General features: G+C 57.7%; 16 protein-coding genes. 8 read left to right on the top strand and 8 right to left on the bottom strand.

The window, feature by feature from the left end; all coding sequences use genetic code 11:
* Positions 1 to 305: 305 nt before the first annotated feature.
* From ERD78_RS02765 to ERD78_RS02745, 5 genes are all read right to left on the bottom strand, one after another.
* A complete protein-coding gene (locus ERD78_RS02765) occupies positions 306 to 1,238 on the bottom strand; it encodes a carbon-nitrogen hydrolase family protein (RefSeq protein WP_129967732.1) in 933 nt (310 codons plus the stop codon).
* Positions 1,238 to 3,184 (bottom strand): RNA-directed DNA polymerase, encoded by a 1,947-nt coding sequence (locus ERD78_RS02760; protein ID WP_129967731.1) that lies wholly within the window; start codon positions 3,182 to 3,184, stop codon positions 1,238 to 1,240. Before ERD78_RS02760 ends, ERD78_RS02765 begins: the two co-directional genes overlap by 1 nt.
* Before the next feature lie 317 nt (positions 3,185 to 3,501).
* Positions 3,502 to 4,746: a type II toxin-antitoxin system HipA family toxin gene (locus tag ERD78_RS02755; protein ID WP_129967730.1), complete on the bottom strand. Its 1,245-nt coding sequence runs from the start codon at positions 4,744 to 4,746 to the stop codon at positions 3,502 to 3,504.
* Positions 4,743 to 5,108 carry a helix-turn-helix domain-containing protein gene (locus ERD78_RS02750; RefSeq protein WP_129967729.1) on the bottom strand — a complete coding sequence of 122 codons (366 nt, stop codon included), beginning with the start codon at positions 5,106 to 5,108 and terminating at the stop codon, positions 4,743 to 4,745. The genes ERD78_RS02755 and ERD78_RS02750 overlap by 4 nt, the downstream gene beginning before the upstream one ends.
* Positions 5,109 to 5,233: 125 nt before the next feature.
* Positions 5,234 to 6,154: a LysR family transcriptional regulator gene (locus ERD78_RS02745; protein ID WP_129967728.1), complete on the bottom strand. Its 921-nt coding sequence runs from the start codon at positions 6,152 to 6,154 to the stop codon at positions 5,234 to 5,236.
* Between the two features lie 113 nt (positions 6,155 to 6,267).
* Here ERD78_RS02745 and ERD78_RS02740 point away from each other — a divergent pair, with 113 nt between their 5' ends.
* Both ERD78_RS02740 and ERD78_RS02735 read left to right on the top strand, forming a co-directional pair.
* Entirely contained in the window at positions 6,268 to 7,002 is a 735-nt protein-coding gene (locus tag ERD78_RS02740; RefSeq protein ID WP_129967727.1) for an SDR family NAD(P)-dependent oxidoreductase, read from the top strand.
* 9 nt (positions 7,003 to 7,011) lie between these two features.
* Entirely contained in the window at positions 7,012 to 7,623 is a 612-nt protein-coding gene (locus tag ERD78_RS02735) for an NADPH-dependent F420 reductase (RefSeq protein WP_129967726.1), read from the top strand.
* Positions 7,624 to 7,700: 77 nt separating this feature from the next.
* Here ERD78_RS02735 and ERD78_RS02730 read toward each other — a convergent pair whose 3' ends face one another.
* Positions 7,701 to 7,997, bottom strand: coding sequence for a type II toxin-antitoxin system VapC family toxin (locus ERD78_RS02730; protein WP_180029181.1), 297 nt, complete (start codon positions 7,995 to 7,997; stop codon positions 7,701 to 7,703).
* 219 nt (positions 7,998 to 8,216) lie between these two features.
* On the opposite strand from ERD78_RS02730, the gene ERD78_RS02725 reads away from it, so the two are divergent.
* From ERD78_RS02725 to ERD78_RS02700, 6 genes are all read left to right on the top strand, one after another.
* Positions 8,217 to 9,389: a fumarylacetoacetate hydrolase family protein gene (locus tag ERD78_RS02725; RefSeq protein WP_129967725.1), complete on the top strand. Its 1,173-nt coding sequence runs from the start codon at positions 8,217 to 8,219 to the stop codon at positions 9,387 to 9,389.
* Positions 9,390 to 9,469: 80 nt separating this feature from the next.
* On the top strand, positions 9,470 to 10,024 hold the full coding sequence (locus ERD78_RS02720; RefSeq protein ID WP_245152303.1) for a TRAP transporter small permease: 555 nt from the start codon (positions 9,470 to 9,472) through the stop codon (positions 10,022 to 10,024).
* A gap of 2 nt (positions 10,025 to 10,026) precedes the next feature.
* Complete coding sequence (locus tag ERD78_RS02715) at positions 10,027 to 11,307, top strand: TRAP transporter large permease subunit (RefSeq protein WP_129967724.1); 1,281 nt, start codon at positions 10,027 to 10,029, stop codon at positions 11,305 to 11,307.
* A gap of 68 nt (positions 11,308 to 11,375) precedes the next feature.
* Positions 11,376 to 12,410, top strand: coding sequence for a TRAP transporter substrate-binding protein (locus ERD78_RS02710; protein WP_129967723.1), 1,035 nt, complete (start codon positions 11,376 to 11,378; stop codon positions 12,408 to 12,410).
* A 150-nt stretch (positions 12,411 to 12,560) separates the two neighbouring features.
* Positions 12,561 to 14,345, top strand: coding sequence for an IlvD/Edd family dehydratase (locus ERD78_RS02705; protein ID WP_129967722.1), 1,785 nt, complete (start codon positions 12,561 to 12,563; stop codon positions 14,343 to 14,345).
* A 238-nt stretch (positions 14,346 to 14,583) separates the two neighbouring features.
* A complete protein-coding gene (locus tag ERD78_RS02700) occupies positions 14,584 to 15,345 on the top strand; it encodes an IclR family transcriptional regulator (protein ID WP_129967721.1) in 762 nt (253 codons plus the stop codon).
* 23 nt (positions 15,346 to 15,368) lie between these two features.
* Here ERD78_RS02700 and ampC read toward each other — a convergent pair whose 3' ends face one another.
* Both ampC and ERD78_RS02690 read right to left on the bottom strand, forming a co-directional pair.
* A complete protein-coding gene (ampC, locus tag ERD78_RS02695) occupies positions 15,369 to 16,532 on the bottom strand; it encodes a class C beta-lactamase (protein ID WP_209019933.1) in 1,164 nt (387 codons plus the stop codon).
* Between the two features lie 104 nt (positions 16,533 to 16,636).
* Positions 16,637 to 17,230 (bottom strand): helix-turn-helix domain-containing protein, encoded by a 594-nt coding sequence (locus tag ERD78_RS02690; RefSeq protein ID WP_218940748.1) that lies wholly within the window; start codon positions 17,228 to 17,230, stop codon positions 16,637 to 16,639.
* Positions 17,231 to 17,248: the final 18 nt, after the last annotated feature.

Here is a 17,248-nt window from a genome sequence, read left to right as displayed (position 1 = left end):
CTATCTAGCTCAGCTGCGAACGATAGGTACAAGTGTACATTGCCATGGCAGCCACGATACTCGCGCGGCTAGCGTACCAACTCTAGGGCAAGAACAATCTTGCGAGAAATGTAACAGAAGCGAACCAATGATCCTCTGATCGGCAGCATTAGGAGACATTGAAGACTGCTTTGGGTCCATTTCAGCTCTTTTAGCTTTGATTACAATCGGCCAGAAGCCACCTCTGGTGAGCAGCACCTTTCGAGCAGGAAGGTAAAGCTCAAATGTCTCTACCGACCCTAGGGTAATTCACCCTAGTAGAACCCCTACTTTCCAAGAGCGATACGCTTTTTCAATGCCGCGATGGGGAAGTCAGGCGGTGTTGGCTTGAACTCCTTTGCCTCCTTTTGCAGGCCGTATCCCTTGCGCTGGTGTGATCGCAAGGCAGAGAGGTCTAGTGACATGGTGACGAACGTTAGATTGTCACCCCCCTTGATGCGCACTGGGTTCATGAAGTCAGACTTGGAAGGGGAGACAACCCGCGAGTCGCCGAAGCCGGAATCATTGACTTGGACGATGTAGCAGTGTAGGTCGCGTGCAGCTGCCTCGACGATGTTCGAGAAGTAGCTCGTATCGCGGTTGAACTCTGTGGCCACGATGAAATCAACGTGTCCTTTGAAGATCGCCCGATCTTCAATCGAAGCAAGTTCGAAGCAGTTGTATATGGCGAAGCTCGCGCCTCGCCACCTGAACAAGTGATATCGGCTGCTCTTGGGCTTGGGCACGACCAAGTGTTCGTTCTTGAGGATGAATTCCTCCGCTGGCGAATAGAAGCGCTTCAGGCGCCGAACTGGAACGCATGCCCAGTGCCCACTGACGGTTTGGTACGGCAGCAAAGCAAGAACCTCATTGAGCGCTTGGCCTTTGTGGTCGATGCGGTGCTCAAGGCCACAAACTACGCCGATCCGATGCCTACGCGCCCAAGCGGCCAACATGCCTTCCCATGCGTGTGGAACGCTCACCTCGGGGAAAACAATAAGATCAACTTTCCGCTTGGATGCAGTGCGATACCGGGAGACTTCGTTCAGCAATGTGGTGACCGGCTTCAAACGCGCTCGTCCGAGCTTGGGCGAGCCCAAGTAACTCGCCTCGATGTCTTTCCCGTCGACTGGCACGTTAGCCAATGCGATCTGAATGGAATCATGCAGGTCGGTTGCCCCAACGCCTACCGTCACCTCGTCGAATTGGTGGGCATCCATCAGACTCTCCCCCCCTCTTCGATCAAATCAGCCATATCTCCGCCGTCGACCCATGTGACACCAGTGGGCGCATGGCGGTTGGCTGCCTCAAAGACACTGCAGGCAAAATCGAACGGCGTTGCTTTGCCAAGCTGAACGTTGCCGCTGTAGGCAAGCAACATGCATTCGTCAAAGTTCAGAAATCTCGGCGTCCAAACTAGCTTGTGCCGATCGCGTCTGGCCGGGGTCTTCAGCGTTCGCTCATTCAAAGGCCCGGTGTACGTGGTGAAGTTCAGCAGCGGCGCCTTGACGAAGTGGTGACGGAGCAAGTTTGCCCGCCGGAACTCCTCCGAGGGAACGTCTTCCATAAGGTCCGACAGCTCAATGTCTTCCTTGCAGACGGAGTCTGAGAGCGCCAGTGCCAGCTTCAAATGCTGTTCAAGGTTGGAAACAAGTTCTTGCGTGACCTGATTGTCTGGGTGCCGTACCCTGCGAATCTCGGCCTTCAACTGCATCAAGAACGCCTTCGCTGTAGCCTTGTCTTCGGCGATTCCCAACAACGTGAAAACACGCTCCCACAAGTCGAAGTACTCAATCGCACAGCGTCCCTTGAAGAAGTTCTGCAGACCCTGACTCACCTTTCGATCCGGTGGGTCATCAGTCACCAAATGAAGGATGGTCTGGCGCGCGAGGTGCTTTGCCAGCTCGTAGCGATTCTCCGCAACGCCCTTGACGCTTCTAAATTTGTTGACCGAGCCCTCATAAAGAAGCTCGTAGGCCACGTCCTCCATCGAATTATCGGCCTCGTCGACCGGCAGGAGGAGGAAGTCGCTACCGTTTTGCTCCAGCTTCTTCTTGAATTTTTCCAGTCCGGCGATTGAGTGGCGCGCGTCGAAGTACTGCAGGATGCACTTGGACTGCTGCAATTGAAGCGTGGGGCGCTCGCGCAGGTGATAGACGCCATTGACTGGCGATTTAAGCAAATGAGAGCGAACAAGAAGCTCGTTCATGAATGCCGCGACCGGATTCTTATCACACTTGTTCGGGTTCTGGCTGGTTGGCACCACCAACAGGATGTCATCGACGTAGCGACCATAGTAGGCCGGCCTAACCGACTTCAACACCGCCACATCAAAATCCTGCAGATACCAGTTTGCGAGCACCAGGGATGAGCACAGTCCGATTGGCAGACCGCCCTCCGATTTGGCAAGGTCGGGATGCGTCCGCGCCAAGAGCGGCGCGATGCGAGTGCGATACGCCTTGCCAATTGCTTCGATGCAATCGAGAAGTGCACTCTCCCCCCCTAATGATCCTGCCGCCCGGAGTGCCTCTCGTACCTCGCCGAAGTCGAGGTCCACCCTATAGAAGTACTCCCTCAAGTCTAGGCCAAGGATTGCGACGTTGCGCTGCTCCTCCACCAGCAACTGCTTTGCCTTCCGTATGCCGCTGTCACGCCAGCGCGAATACTGCTCATGGTATTTCGTGAAGAGTTGAAGCGAATAGTCGTTCTCTTCGTGAAGCTTCGGCGACAACCTAGACCCGCAGCACTCGGGAACGAACTTCGCATCCAGGTGCCGGCCTTCTCGGATTAACCAGAGCACAGCTATCAGGTGCAGTTCAATCGGTCCGTCGAAGAAGTAGTTGACGGTCTCTATGTCGACGGATGGCGCCGAGGTGACATTGGTGATGAACTTGCCAGTGGCCTCATTCTCAGCCAAGGCCGCGGACCGTGGGGGGCCAAGCTTCTTCGGCACGACACGACAATCGATCTGCCGCAGCCAGCGCTTGAATCGTCGGTCTATCGCAGGATTAGCAGCGTCCGCAACCTGCTGCACGGCCTCTAGATTGGCCTCGAACTTGTCCGAACATTCGAACTTGGCCAGTTGCTCACGCAGGCGTAAATCGGTCTTATCGTAATAGACGTAGCTTTTCAGCTTGCGATAGGCGATTTCGATCTCGGTGCTCATAGCTGCCATCTCTGCTCTCTCTTGCTCCTATTTTTGAGTCGAATAGTACCGCGCATACCTGCACCCATGTTATGACCTGCCGGATCCACGGATCGATGATTTCTAGCAAGATAGCTCTCAAATCGAGAGGAACCTATAAGGAAAGTCGATTCACCTAGGAGCAGCAACCCATTACGGCTGTTTCTTTGAATCGTTTTCGCTGTCCGTTGAGTGACAGCTTCCGGGCGTTGAATTCTTGCCCAGCCAAGGCTGAAACGGGTCGAAAATGGGCATTCGCGAAGAGCAGAAAGCAGACGTCCGCGCGGCAGCCTTCTTTTCTATGCTTTTTGTGCCGAGAACGCCCCTGCGGTCAAATCAATATCCGCACGGCTAATGCGCATCCGACGAGCAGCGTCCTGCCAACGATCGACAACCATGACTATCTCATCCACAATTTGCTGAGCTTGCACATCGTCCATTCCATAAAAAGCGGCCGTGCTGAGGACCGTCTCTAGGCTAGGTCGATTGTCGACGTCGTCAATGTTCAAGACATGTTCCGCCTTGTCGATATTCGGATTGACGTCAAAAGCGGGCGCGAGTCTCCACCCGGTCTCGCCAAGCACGAATCCGTGATTGCGAAGGTGGTCATCGCGGTTGCCAACCGCGACGTTGAACGTCACGCGCCGGAATAGCTGTTCCAAGTCTGCATCTGCATGCTCGGCATCACCCTGAGCGCGAATGAACTGCGCCAATTCCAGATAGCTTGTACCTTCACTTTGAGTCTTGCGAAGCAATGTCATCGCCGAGGCATAGAAGCGTCGCGAACCGTTGGTGCGATCGAACCTTTGAACGCAGAAAGTATGGAAGTCGTTGTTTAACTTGATGAGTTTCGCAGGTGGTACGTCTATCCCCGCTTCTTGCGCGAGTTGGTGAACGACATACTCCCAAGCGCCGACGTCTCGATCATCATCCCTGGCTGGGAACTTGCCGATCCAGAGTGAGCCGTCGGTCTCGGTAAAGTTGGCCTTTGGCCTGGCTCCGCCCAAAGATGCGCCAGGTGCGACGAGTACGGCGAGCCACTTTCGTAGCGCATCTAGGTCGTCGATACGCCGGTTGCTGAGTTGGTAGGCCACGGCTTCCAACTCTCGTAGCGTTGTCACCGGCGGGGCCGCCATTTTCTCGTCGCCAAGAAACGCTTCTGTATCGGGTCGACGAAAGCGTAGCGCACCCTGGCGGGTGAGATCTTGCACGCCGATGAGGAAGTCCCAGGCATATAGCGTCCGAGGAGGGCGTTTCTCATCTTTGGCCAGCAACGCCTCGCGCCGTTTCATCAGGGTTTGTCCCCAACGGTCGGGCGATGAGTCCAGGAAAATGCCGAAGTTGCCTAGCTCAGGCTTGGGAAAGAAGGGGTGCTCGTCGAGAGAGAGATCGGGGTCCAGTGCGAAGGCGCGCGGATCCTTCAGCCAATCGCGTTCGTAATGGAAGCGGATCTGGCCGCGATCATGGGCAAGCGTGCCGACCTGGCGTGCAGGGCCGAGATTATCATCCAACCAGACTTCCAGGGTATTGTCCTGCGCGCTCATGGCGATTTCTCGTTGTTTGAGGCTGGCGAAGGTTTGATCGCTTTGGTACGGGTGGCCGTGCGGCGCCTGGGAGCTGGTTCAAGCTCCAGATCCTGCAATTTCCGACCAACTCTGTCGTCGGCCCCAAGCTGATTGAGGTCGCCCTCAAGACCTAGCACGGCCAGAACCCGAACATAGGACCCCAGCGTGGCCCCTGGATCACCCGCCTCAACCTTGTACAAGGTGGTCCTTGAAATTCCTGCTCGTTGTGCGACGACGGCATTGCTTAGCTTGCGTCGCTTACGGGCAAGGCGCAGCCGCTCTCCCAGAGCGGATAGGAGACGCTGTTCTTGAGGGAAGACGATAGGTGGTTTGCGTGGCATGTTCGCTATTATGGTCTATATAGATATAATTTGTCCATAATAGAGTGAAATAAGAATTTTGTGTTGATGGCCGCTTCAGACCCTAAGCGGTCATTGCTCATCCTCGAAAGCAGACTGTCGTCGATCTACTTTGCGGGCGTTCGCCCGCGAGCAGTATGCGGTGCGCCAAGGAGCTCGACCATCCGCGACTCATATGGAGAGAGGTCATATCCTCGCCGTTGCGAGATCATGAACGTGAGCGAACCGATGTGCCAGGCGCGACGTTCAAGCTCGACGAGCTGTCCGCTCACCAGGTCCTTGTCAACGAGGTGCCGTGGCAAGTGCCCCCAGCCGAGACTGGCCTTGAGAAGGTCACGCTTGGCGCCTAGATCATTGACCAGCCACTGGCGCTTGCCAGCGACGCCCTGTTGGGTCTTTTCCGCTCCCGGCTGGTTGTCCGTGACGACGATCTGAACATGTCTACCAAACTCGTCCATCGGGATGGGTTTTGGTGTCGAAGCCAGTGGATGGGATGGTGCGCATACCGTCACCATCTCCGCCTCGCAAAGCCAGTGGCGTTCTATGGCATCCGGATTCACCTCCGGCACGTTCTCGATCGTGACGGCCAGGGCGCACACTCTTTCGAGCACCAGGTTCTCGCCGCCTTGCATGGTCGTGATTCGCAGGTTGATCGCTGCGGTGCTGAACTCCGCTTGCAGTGTCCACAAGCAGTCGATCAGATGGGCGCGAGGAAAGTAGGCATCGATCGCGACTGAAACCTGTGGCGCTCCGGCTTTGGCGATCGAGCTGGCACGGTTCTTCATCTCCTCCGTGCGCGAGATCACCGCCCGCGCGTCCGGCAAAAGGCTGTGCCCTGCCGCAGTAAGCTGCGCCTTCCGTGTATTTCGCTCGAACAACTCGACATCAAATGCGCTTTCTAGCGCCTTGATCGCATGGCTGATGGCTGACTGCGCGCGGCTGAGTTTCCGCGCCGCACCTGAAAAGCTCCCCTGATCGCATACTGCAACGAACGCACGCAGTTGGTTGATGGTGACATTGTCTAGCATATAGATCTAAAAATTAGATTGAATTTAGAAATTTTTCGTCAATTGTATTGATTAGTCAAGGGGTCTAGACTGCTTTCTTGTTTCAACAAAGGACGCCAATTCGGCAATACATCATGAACAGACTGAATGGAAAGACCGCTGTGATCACCGGTGGCGCCACCGGCATCGGCCATGCCGCGGCAAAGCGCTTTATTGACGAGGGCGCCTTCGTCTTCATCTTTGGCCGCCGGCAGGAAGCGCTCGACGCCGCCTTGGCCGACCTCGGGCCCAATGCACGCGCGGTGAAGGGCTCGGTCTCCGATCCGGACGACCTCGACCGCTTATATGCGGCGGTGAAGGCCGAGCGCGGAACGCTCGACATCGTCTTCGCCAATGCCGGGACGGGAAGCCTGCTTCCGCTCGGCAAGATCACAGGCGAGCAGGTTGATGAAACCTTCGACACCAATGTGAAGGGTTCGATTTTCACGGTCCAGAAGGCGCTGCCGTTGATGGGCCAGGGCGGCTCGATCATCTTGACCGGGTCAAGCGCCGGTACGACGGGCGCCCCGGCATTCAGCACCTACAGCGCGAGCAAGGCGGCAGTACGCAACCTCGCACGGGCTTGGGCACAGGACCTGAAGGGCACTGGTATCCGGGTAAATGTGCTGTCGCCCGGACCGACGGCGACCGAGCTCGCGAAAGAAGCGGTAGGCGAAGAAGGCATGAAGGTCTTCGCCTCGATGAATCCGCTTCAGCGTATGGCCGAACCGGCGGAGCTCGGGGCGGCGGCTGCCTTTCTCGCGTCACAGGACAGCAGCTTTATGACCGCCAGTGAGGTCGCCGTCGACGGCGGCCTGGCACAAATCTAAGGAGAATATGTGAGCTATGCAATTATTGGCTTCGGCCAGATCGGCCAGGCTCTGGCCAAGGCGTTTGCCCGAAGCGGCATCGAAGTATCCGTTGCAACCACTCGCGACCCGGAAAGCTTTGCATCCGCCGCGGCTGCGATCGGACCCGACATCATTCCTAAAACACTGGCGGAAGCGGTCAAGGCGGACACCGTTTTTTTGGCTGTCCGTTACGAGTCGCACCGGGATGTCGCGAACGCGCTGCCGACCTGGAAGGGAAAGATCATCATTGATGTGACCAATACCTACGGCGTGTCCCCTGAGGAACTGGGAGGACGGCCTTCGTCCAAGCTCGTCGCACAGGCTTTCACTGGGGGAAGATTGGTTAAGGGCTTCAACCATTTGGCTGCTGCCGTCCTTGACCAAGATCCGGCCGTACAGGGCGGTAGAAGAGTCGTGTTCCTGACGAGCGACGATGAAAGCGCAGCAGCATCAGTGGCGGCCCTGGCCGAGCGGCTCGGTTTTTCACCCATCAATCTTGGGAAGCTCGACGAGGGTGGTGCGCTTGTGCACGCACGGGACAAGATCTGGGGGCCGCTGATCTTCCAGGACCTGTTCAAGAAGGCGCCGTCAGCGATGTAAGACCATCACGGCAAGATCATGATCACACTACACTACTACGTCGACGCTGTGGGCTGCTCCAATTGTTTAGAAAGTCATCAGGTCTGCGTGTCAGGACCGGTGCAGCGCAAGCGCGGGAAATATTTGCGATAGAGACGCAAGTCGCGGCTGAGCACGCTCAAGTTGGTAGCCGCCGCGTGAGCGCCAATGTAGAAATCTGGCAATGGAATAAGGCGTGTACCGCCGCTGCGACGATAGCTTAGGAAAGCCTGGGCTGCCAGCCCCGCGCATGCCCACGGCAGGGCACTGCGCTGCGTGTCGTAGACGTCGAGCATTGCATCCAGGGCGTCGATGTTAGGCGCAGGGATCAGAAGCTCCGCGATGAAAGTTCGCAAGTCTTCCGATGTACATCAGTATTTCCAATATATTGGAAATAAGAACAATATATTGTTTTTCTGAAAAGCCGACACTAGACTGCTTCCGGTTTCCCCACCCATCCTTTCGGATTGTCTTGCGCCCTGTGTCTTGTCTGTCCGTAAGGGTTCAGCCACACGGTCACTCTGGCTGATGGATATGGGGAGTGTGCAATGCGCTGAAAACCAGGAATCAGATAGATGAATGCGGTCAGTCACGTGCCTGTCGATGTCGACCAGGCCACGCTTGTGGGCAGAGTATGGTTGCCGGGGCCGAATGGCGGCCCCGGCACGGTCGTCGTCAGGGAGGGCATGGTCTTTGATATTTCGGCCTATGCGCCCACCATGGCAGACCTTCTCGACCAGGATGACTGCGTCGGATTCGTACGCGGTGTGGCGGGCAATCCTATCGGCCCCGTCACCGAATTGGTCCGCAAGAGCCTCGATCGGACGCCGGAAAGCATGTACCCCGTGTTGTGCGCGCCATGCGACTTACAGGCCGTGAAGGCGTCGGGTGTGACTTTCATCATCAGTCTGCTCGAACGACTCATCGAGGAACGGGCTGGCGGCGATGCCCGGCAGGCCCAAGTCATTCGCGATTCCTTGCAGCAATCAATCGGCGCCGATTTGTCGTCGGTGCGCCCCGGATCCGACAGCGCTCGGCAGTTGAAAAGAGAGCTGGTTCGGCGCGGCGAGTGGTCGCAGTACCTGGAAGTCGCCATCGGCCCGGACGCGGAGATTTTCTCCAAGGCGCCGCCAATGGCATCGGTAGGGCTGGGAGAACGGATCGGCCTGCATCCGGATTCCCGGTGGAACAATCCGGAACCTGAAATCGTGCTGGCCGTGGACAGTCGGGGGAGAGCGCGAGGTGCCGCGCTGGGCAATGACGTCAATCTGCGTGATATCGAGGGCCGCAGCGCTTTGCTGCTGGGGCGGGCCAAGGACAACAATGGATCCTGCGCCATCGGCCCGTTCATCCGCTTGTTCGATGAGCGCTACACCCTGGATTCCGTCCGCCAAGCCGAAGTTTCGTTATTGATCGAGGGATTGGATGGCTTCAGGCTGGAGGCTGTCAGTCATATGAATCTGATCAGCCGGGATCCTCTGGATCTCATCAACCAGGCCTGCGGCGACCACCATCAGTATCCGGACGGCTTCATGCTGTTCCTCGGCACGATGTTTTCACCCGTTCAGGATCGCGAGATTTCCGGCGCCGGATTCACTCATCATCTGGGCGACCTCGTGACCATTTCATCGCCACTGCTGGGCGCGTTGGTCAATGAGGTCCAACTATCCACGAAGATCCCCCGCTGGACGTTTGGTGTGCGGGCGCTGTACAGGAATCTGGGCGCGCGTGGACTATTGTCCGGCTAGTCCGGGCGAACCCGAACGCCTGATTGTCAAAAAGCTCGACAACACGAGCGACGAATATAAAGAGAAATAAGGAGATGTCATTGGAGGACAAAGACAGTGCGACGGCGTCGAAGGTTCGGGCGCTTTCCGATCTGATGTTTGCGGTACTGACTGCCGCTTTGGCCCTGTGTGTTTTCGTCATGCTGGTGCTTGTGTTTGGCAATGTGGTGCTGCGCTATGTATTCAATTCAGGGATCAATATCTCCAGTGAGATCGCGCGCCTGGCTTTCGTCTGGCTGACGTTTGGCGGGGCTGTGCTCGCCTTCAGGACGCGGGAGCACCTGGCCATCAATATGGGAATTGCGCGTTTCTCCCCGAGAATGCAGAAGTTCACCCATGTAGTCCGGCAGTTGCTCATCCTCTGGGTGCTGTGGCTGATCATCACGGGAGGATGGGAACAGACTGTCATCAGCATGCGTACGGTAACGCCCGTGGCAGGTATGCCGATCGCCGTCTTCAGCGGCGCCGTCCTGTTTTCGGCGGTGGCCATGGCCATCATGGCGGTTCTGGATCTTTTCGTGGCCTTGCGCACGCCCGCGACGCCGGAAAATACCGAGGTGTTCCGTACCTCGGTGGATAGCGTGGAGGAGATCTGATCATGGATGTCCTTATTTTCGTCGGCACGCTGCTCGGTTTCATGGTTTTCGGTATGCCGATCGCCTTTGCGTTGATTTTGGGCGCCATCGGGCTGATGTTCCATCTGTCCTTTTTCGACCCCCAGATCATCGTGCAGAACATGCTCACGGGGGCCGACAATTTCTCGCTCATGGCGGTCCCGCTCTTCATTCTCGCCGGTGAAGTCATGAATGCGGGCGGCATGTCCAGACGTATGGTCTTCATGGCGACCACACTGGTCGGCCATATCAAGGGAGGGGTGGGCTATGTAGCCATCATGGCCAGTATTCTGCTGGCGGCTCTTTCCGGATCGGCGGTCGCTGATGCGGCTGCGCTGGCCGCACTGCTGGTCCCCATGCTGCGCCAACAAGGTTATGACATGGGCCAATCCACCGGCCTGATCGCCGCCGGAGGGATCATCGCCCCCATCATTCCGCCTTCGATCTCCTTCATCATCTTCGGCGTGGCGGCCAATATGTCGGTCACCAAACTGTTTATCGCGGGTATTGTTCCCGGCCTGCTGATGGGGTTGACGTTGACGGCGGTCTGGGCCTATTCGGCGCGTCGCTCGACCGGCATCAAGATGGCGCCCAAGGAAAGTGGCGCCGTTCGGGTGAAGGCATTCAGGGATTCGCTTTGGGCTTTGTTCCTGCCGGTCATCATCATAGGAGGGCTGCGTGGCGGTATCTTCACGCCGACCGAAGCAGGGGCCGTCGCTGCGGCCTATGCCTTGCTGATCAGCGTGTTCGTGTATCGGGAGATCGGTCTCAAGTCACTCTTCCAGGTGCTGGTCAATACGGCTAAGACGACCAGTATCGTGATGTATCTGGTGGCGGCGGCGCTTGTGGCGTCGTACATGATCACGCTGGCTGATCTGCCCGATCAGCTGATCGATCTGCTGGGCCCGCTCACGGATTCGCCCACCTTGCTGATGTTTTGCATCGTCATCCTGCTGACCCTCATCGGCACAGCCATGGATCTGACGCCCACCATCCTCATTCTGGCACCAGTGATGATGCCGGTCATCGAGAAGGCGGGCATTGATCCGACTTATTTCGGGGTCATCTTCGTCATTGTTGGTTGCGCGGGCCTGTTGACCCCTCCGGTGGGCACGGTGCTGAACGTCGTGTGCAGCGTGGCGCGCGTGCGGATGGAGGATGTCATCAAAGGGGTGATGCCCTATGTCATCGCCTACACGCTGCTTGTCGTTTTAATGGTGATTTTTCCGCAAATCGTACTGGTCCCCCTGGACTGGTTTTATTAAAGACCGGAACGCAATGACCGCGGCCGTGGGCCGCGGCTGGAAACCGGTGATCTTCTGGAGGATGGCAAATGTCTGTAGATTTGAATAAAAGGCTGAGTCTCAAAGCGGCGGTGTTGGGGATGGCGATGGTCATGACCATGGGTCTGGTCACTCACGACGTCATGGCCAAGGATATTAATTCGCATATCATCCGCTTCGGCTATGGCCTGGCGGATTCGAGTCCGTCCGGTCACGCCGTGCGCTTCTTCGCGAAGGAGGTCGGCAAGCTCAGCGATGGCAAAATGAAAGTCAAGACCTATGGCAATGGCTCTCTGGGCTCCGACGAACAGATGCAGAATGCGCTGATCGGCGGATCGCAGGAGATCACCTTCGTCTCCACCGCGCCGTTGGCTGGCATGGTCAAAGGTTATGGCGTTTTCGATCTGCCCTTCCTGTTCGACAATGAGAAGGTCGCCGATGCGGTGCTGGACGGACCCGAAGGGCAGAAACTGCTGGACACGCTGCCCGAGAAGGGGCTGATCGGGCTGCTGTACTGGGAAAACGGTTTCCGCAACATTACGAACTCGCGCCATGCGATTTCCAGGATGGAAGACATCAAGGGCATCAAGCTGCGTGTCATGCAAAATGAAGTGGCGCTGGCGGTGTTCAACGGGCTGGGAGCCAATGCCATTCCCATGCCTTTCACTGAGTTGTTCACTGCGCTGGAAACCAAGACCGTCGATGGCCAGGAAAATCCCCTGAGCACGATCAAGACCAGCAAGTTCTACGAGGTCCAGCCCTACCTGACGATTTCCAACCACGTCTATACACCCTTTGTTCTGCTGGCGTCGAAGCGCTGGTGGGACAGCCTGACAGCCGATGAGCGTGATGTTATTTCCCAGGCCGCCAAAACCGCCCAGACCTATCAGCGCAAGATCAGTCGTGAGGCGGACAGCGAGGCGCTGCAATTCATCAAGGATCATGGTGTAGAGGTGTCCCGCTTCTCTCCCGAGGAAAAAGAGAAGATACGGACGACGCTGGATCCCATCGTGGCCAAGCTGCGCATGGAAATCGGGCCGGATACGGTGGACGGCATCATGAAGGCCGCGCAGGCCGCACAATAAGCATTCACGGCGGCATGGCGCACCATTGAGAGCCATGCTGTTTCGTGCCTGAAGGCCGCCCGCAAGGCGCGGGTGGCTCGATCACGGGTGACGGCGCCAGGTGATTGATCGATTTCCCTCTTCGCCGTCGAGAGTACTTGAAGGCGTTTTATGTCTGATTCTGAAAAATCCCCCTTGCGCAGCCGTCGCTGGTTCGACAATCCGGCTGATCCCGGGATGACGGCCATGTATGTCGAGCGGTACATGAACTACGGCATCACGCGTGCTGAACTGCAGTCAGGGAAGCCCATCATCGGTATCGCGCAGACCGGCTCTGATTTGTGCCCCTGCAATCGCCACCATATCGAACTGGCCAAACGGGTCCGGGAAGGCATTCGAGATGCCGGCGGCATTCCCTTGGAATTTCCCATGCACCCGATCCAGGAAACAGGCAAACGCCCGACAGCCGCCATCGACCGGAATCTGGCCTATCTCGGCCTGGTGGAGGTGTTGCATGGCTATCCGATCGACGGCGTCGTCTTGACGACCGGATGTGACAAAACGACGCCTGCATGCTTGATGGGCGCGGCAACGGTCAATATCCCCGCGATCGTGCTATCGGGCGGTCCGATGCTGGACGGCTGGTGGAACGGCAAACTGGCGGGCTCTGGTACCGTGATCTGGGAGGCGCGTCGCCGCCTGGCGGTCGGGGAAATGGATTATGACGATTTCATGGATGCGGCGGCCGCCTCAGCGCCATCGATTGGGCACTGCAACACGATGGGTACGGCGTTGTCTATGAACTCGCTGGCCGAAGCCGTGGGCATGTCGCTGCCGGGATGTGCTGCCATTCCCGCGCCTTACAGGGAGCGCGGCTGGATGGCGTATGAAACGGGCCGCCGCATTGTCGATATGGTGCACGAAAACCTGCGGCCGTCGGACATCATGACCAAGGCCGCCTTTGAGAATGCCGTTGTTGCGGCGGCGGCGCTTGGTGCTTCCTCCAACTGCCCGATCCATATGATCGCCATTGCACGCCACATGGGCGTCGAGCATACGTTGAACGATTGGCATCGACTTGGGCCGGACATTCCTTTGCTGGTGGACTGCCAGCCGGCGGGGCGGTATCTTGGCGAGGCGTTCCATCGTGCCGGCGGCGTACCGGGCGTACTGCGGGAATTGATGTTGGCCGGCAAGCTGGATACGAATGTGATGACGGTCACGGGGAAGACGCTGGCTGAGAACCTGAACCAGGTCCGGGAACCCGACCACGAGGTCATCCGGAGCTATGAAAACCCGCTCAGGCACAATGCCGGCTATGTGGTGCTGGGAGGAAACCTGTTCGACAGCGCCATCATCAAGACCTGTGTCATCGATGACAAGTTTCGCGAGCGGTTTCTGTCCGATCCTGGGCATCCGAATGTGGCGGAATTGAATACAGTTGTCTTCGAGGGTCCGGAGGACTATCACGCCAGGATCGAGGATCCCGGGCTCGGGATCGATGAACACACCCTGCTGGTTATTCGCAACGTGGGCCCCGTAGGGTATCCAGGAGGCTCGGAGGTCGTCAACATGCAGCCGCCGGCCGCCTTGATCGCACGGGGCATCGACACATTGCCCACCATGGGGGATGGCCGGCAGAGCGGTACGTCAGCCAGCCCGTCTATTCTCAACGTATCGCCTGAGGCCGCCATCGGGGGCGGCCTGGCGCTGCTGAAAACGGGAGACAAGGTTCGCCTCGACCTGAATGCGCATCGGGTCGATGTGCTGATTCCCGAGGCGGAGCTCGAACAGCGGCGCGCTGCATGGCGGCCGCCCGAACTGATCAACCAGACGCCATGGGAAGAGATTTACCGCAGCATGATCGGCCAGCACGGCACGGGTGCCTGCCTGGAGCCGGCGACGCTCTACCTGAATATTCTGGAGACGCGCGGAGAGGCCCGCAATAACCATTGAGCGAGCATCGGGTTCCGCACAATCCCGAATGGCACCGTCATGAAACAGGATCGGAACAGGATGGGAAGGCATGAACAGCAGTTTTGAAAATACCAAGCGGCGAAGCCTGCCGCCTCAAGGCGCTGCCGAATTCAAAGAGGCATTCGGGGCTACGATTTGACGCGGCTGTTCGTCGGTCCAGGCAAAGTAGCTGCCTGGGATGCATGACTTTGGGACTTTCATGGTGCAGTAGATAGAAATGAGTGATTTCAATTCCCCAGTGCCCGCAGTGGACAGGGCCGATGCCGTTCTGCAAGTGCTGGCTTCGAGCAGCGAGCCCGTGAGCCCAGCCGACCTGGCCCTGCATACCGGCCTTGCAAAAAGCACGCTTTACTTGTTGCTCACTTCGCTTGAACAGCGCCGATGGATAGAGAAAAAGGGAAGCGGCTACGTCATCGGCATCGGGCTCTACATGCTTGGCTGCTCCTATGTCCATTTCGATAACCTGCAGCATATTTTCCGGGCAGCCGCTGCGGAATTCGTCACAGCGCACAACGAAGTCGTCCAAATGGCCGTGCTGCAGGGCGGAGAGGTGGTCTATCTGGCCCGCGAGGATGCCCACCGCCCGGTCCGCCTGGTGTCCGATGTGGGGACGAGACTGCCTGCTCATACCTGTGCCCTGGGCAAGGCGCTGCTTGCTCAAATGTCCGACGAGGAGGTGCTGCGCTTGCTGCCGCGGGAACTCGTAGCCATCACCGACCGTACGATTACCCGGCATGAAGTATTGTTGGCGGAACTGGCGACGGTCCGCCGATCCGGACTGGCGCTCGATCAAGAAGAGGTGGCCGCGGGGCTGAACTGCTTTGCGGTCTACGCCGGCGAAACCCCGATGGGGCGCAGGATTGCGGTCAGCACGTCGATCCCCACCGACCGCCTGGGTCAGAAGCGGGAAAAAGCTATTGTGCAGGCCATTGTGCGGGTAGCCGAACAAGTCAAACAGTGTTTATCGGCGCGGGGTTGATACAGCGCGCCCCGACTGATGGGTCATTCCCTATCAGCAAGTAGCGCTTCAATCAGGGAGTAGGTCGCCTTGACCCGTGCCTGGATCGGAAAGTTTCTGTTTGCCAGGACGACGACGCCGAGGTTTTCTCCTGGAAGCATAGCCAGGTATCCGCCGAAGCCATTTGTTGATCCTGTTTTGTTGAGGATAACGCTCTGCTGTGGCGCAAGTGCGGGGTTCAGTTTCTCAACGGGTTGGGGGTGCAGGATGAAGTCGTATCCGTTGCCTGATTCCATTGTTTCCACATCGACAGGCCAGGGATATTGCTCCCAGACCATGTCCTGTACGAAGGCGGTTGTCTTGAACTGCCCTTCCTGGGTGCGCTGAATGGCGGCTGCCAGTTCGGGATCAGCGGCTGTACTGCCAAGCTCCGCATCCAGGAGCTTGAGCATGTCCCGTGCGCTTGACTTCACACCGTAGGCCTCGGCATCCAGCACGCCAGGCGTTACGCGTATCGCTTGGTCGGTTTTGCGATCGTAGCCAAAGGCATATCGATCCATGGCTTGATCAGGAACGTTGATCCAGGTGCTCTGCAAGCCCAGTGCCGGGAAGAGCATGGTTTCCGCCGCCTGGGCATAGTGCATTCCGAACGCCTGCGCCGTGATGTGGCCCAACAGGCCTATGCTGATGTTGGAGTAGCTGCGGGTTCCGGGTTGGGGCGGCTGCCATGCTGCCAGCCAGCGCACCAGGCTATCCGTGTCATTCACTTCGTCCGGAACCTGCAAGGGGAGGCCGCCGGAATGGTGTGTGGCCAAGTCCATCAAGGTCATATCGTTGCCGATCTCGCAGGTATCGGCACACAGATAGTGGGCTGCCTTTTCGTTGAGAGACAATAGGCCACGCTGTTCCGCAAGCGCCGCCAATGTTGCGTTGAAGATTTTGCTGATCGAACCCAGTTCGAACAGCGTATCGGGCGTGACAGGCTGTTTGTCGGCGCGCGAAGCAAGGCCGGTTGCATAGAAATAATGCTTGCCATTGCTTGTAACGCCGACGATAAGCCCGGGTATCTTATATTCTGCCAAGGCGTTGGCGAATGCCTTCTGCGCCTTCTCTTGAACGAACTGCTCATTCTGCTCATTCGCCTGGCTGCCTGCCATTGGAAGCAATGCGAGGGCTAGCCCGAACACGAATGACTTCAAGCGTTTCATTTCACCTTTCTTTTGATCAATGCACGGCCCATGCCTGCCAGCAGGCAAGCTACCCATACCAGGCACAGGTGGCAAGTGGATCGCCCAGGCGAACCTGAGCCTGCCTACAGCGTGTCGCCGGCAATTGCGATCAGTACGCGAGCGATTTTAGTGCCTTCCGCACACAAGCTATGGGATAAATAGCCCGGGAAACTTACACTGTCATATCGGGCGAGCACAACGCCGTACTTGTCAAACTGAACGCGCACGCTGCCCTCGAGTACGAATATGACTTCCTCGCCGCCGTGAACGGCGGTTTCCTGAAGGCCTTGCTTGCTGACTTGAACCATCATCATTGACAGATGGCTGTCAAGGCCTCCCACCGGTATGGTTGTGTACTGGCCATGTGGCGCCAGTGTCTTGGGGTTCGTGCCTGGCTGATGTCCATCCGCGCGGGTGACGCGAATATCATCCTTCGGATTGGTTTCGCCCAATAGAAGCGAGAGGCTGGTGTCCAAGGCAACCGCCAGCATATGCAGCGTTCCGAGCGAGGCGGACTTTTCACCGCGTTCGATACGCGACAGGTGCGCTTTGTCTATGCCGGCACGGGTAGCCACGTGGACCTGCGTGAGGTTTTTTCGGCGACGGGTGGAACGAATGCGCAAACCTATCTGGCGTACATCGGGAAGGCCTGTGTTGATGGAGGGGCTTGTAGGCATTAATGACATCATCAATTC

This window comes from Allopusillimonas soli (assembly GCF_004153445.1).
Taxonomy (GTDB): Bacteria; Pseudomonadota; Gammaproteobacteria; order Burkholderiales; family Burkholderiaceae_B; genus Allopusillimonas; species Allopusillimonas soli.
Note: the sequence above shows the minus strand (reverse complement) of the source record. Positions and strands in the feature narration are given on the sequence as shown.

What these genes read in the sequence shown, in the direction of transcription:
- ERD78_RS02705 (WP_129967722.1), top strand. Translation starts at nt 12,561, where the DNA reads ATGTCTGATTCTGAAAAATCCCCCTTGCGCAGCCGTCGCTGGTTCGAC.
- ERD78_RS02750 (WP_129967729.1), bottom strand. Translation starts at nt 5,108, where the DNA reads ATGCCACGCAAACCACCTATCGTCTTCCCTCAAGAACAGCGTCTCCTA.
- ERD78_RS02740 (WP_129967727.1), top strand. Translation starts at nt 6,268, where the DNA reads ATGAACAGACTGAATGGAAAGACCGCTGTGATCACCGGTGGCGCCACC.
- ERD78_RS02765 (WP_129967732.1), bottom strand. Translation starts at nt 1,238, where the DNA reads ATGGATGCCCACCAATTCGACGAGGTGACGGTAGGCGTTGGGGCAACC.
- ampC (WP_209019933.1), bottom strand. Translation starts at nt 16,532, where the DNA reads ATGAAACGCTTGAAGTCATTCGTGTTCGGGCTAGCCCTCGCATTGCTT.
- ERD78_RS02700 (WP_129967721.1), top strand. Translation starts at nt 14,584, where the DNA reads ATGAGTGATTTCAATTCCCCAGTGCCCGCAGTGGACAGGGCCGATGCC.
- ERD78_RS02725 (WP_129967725.1), top strand. Translation starts at nt 8,217, where the DNA reads ATGAATGCGGTCAGTCACGTGCCTGTCGATGTCGACCAGGCCACGCTT.
- ERD78_RS02755 (WP_129967730.1), bottom strand. Translation starts at nt 4,746, where the DNA reads ATGAGCGCGCAGGACAATACCCTGGAAGTCTGGTTGGATGATAATCTC.
- ERD78_RS02760 (WP_129967731.1), bottom strand. Translation starts at nt 3,184, where the DNA reads ATGAGCACCGAGATCGAAATCGCCTATCGCAAGCTGAAAAGCTACGTC.
- ERD78_RS02710 (WP_129967723.1), top strand. Translation starts at nt 11,376, where the DNA reads ATGTCTGTAGATTTGAATAAAAGGCTGAGTCTCAAAGCGGCGGTGTTG.
- ERD78_RS02745 (WP_129967728.1), bottom strand. Translation starts at nt 6,154, where the DNA reads ATGCTAGACAATGTCACCATCAACCAACTGCGTGCGTTCGTTGCAGTA.
- ERD78_RS02690 (WP_218940748.1), bottom strand. Translation starts at nt 17,230, where the DNA reads ATGCCTACAAGCCCCTCCATCAACACAGGCCTTCCCGATGTACGCCAG.
- ERD78_RS02715 (WP_129967724.1), top strand. Translation starts at nt 10,027, where the DNA reads ATGGATGTCCTTATTTTCGTCGGCACGCTGCTCGGTTTCATGGTTTTC.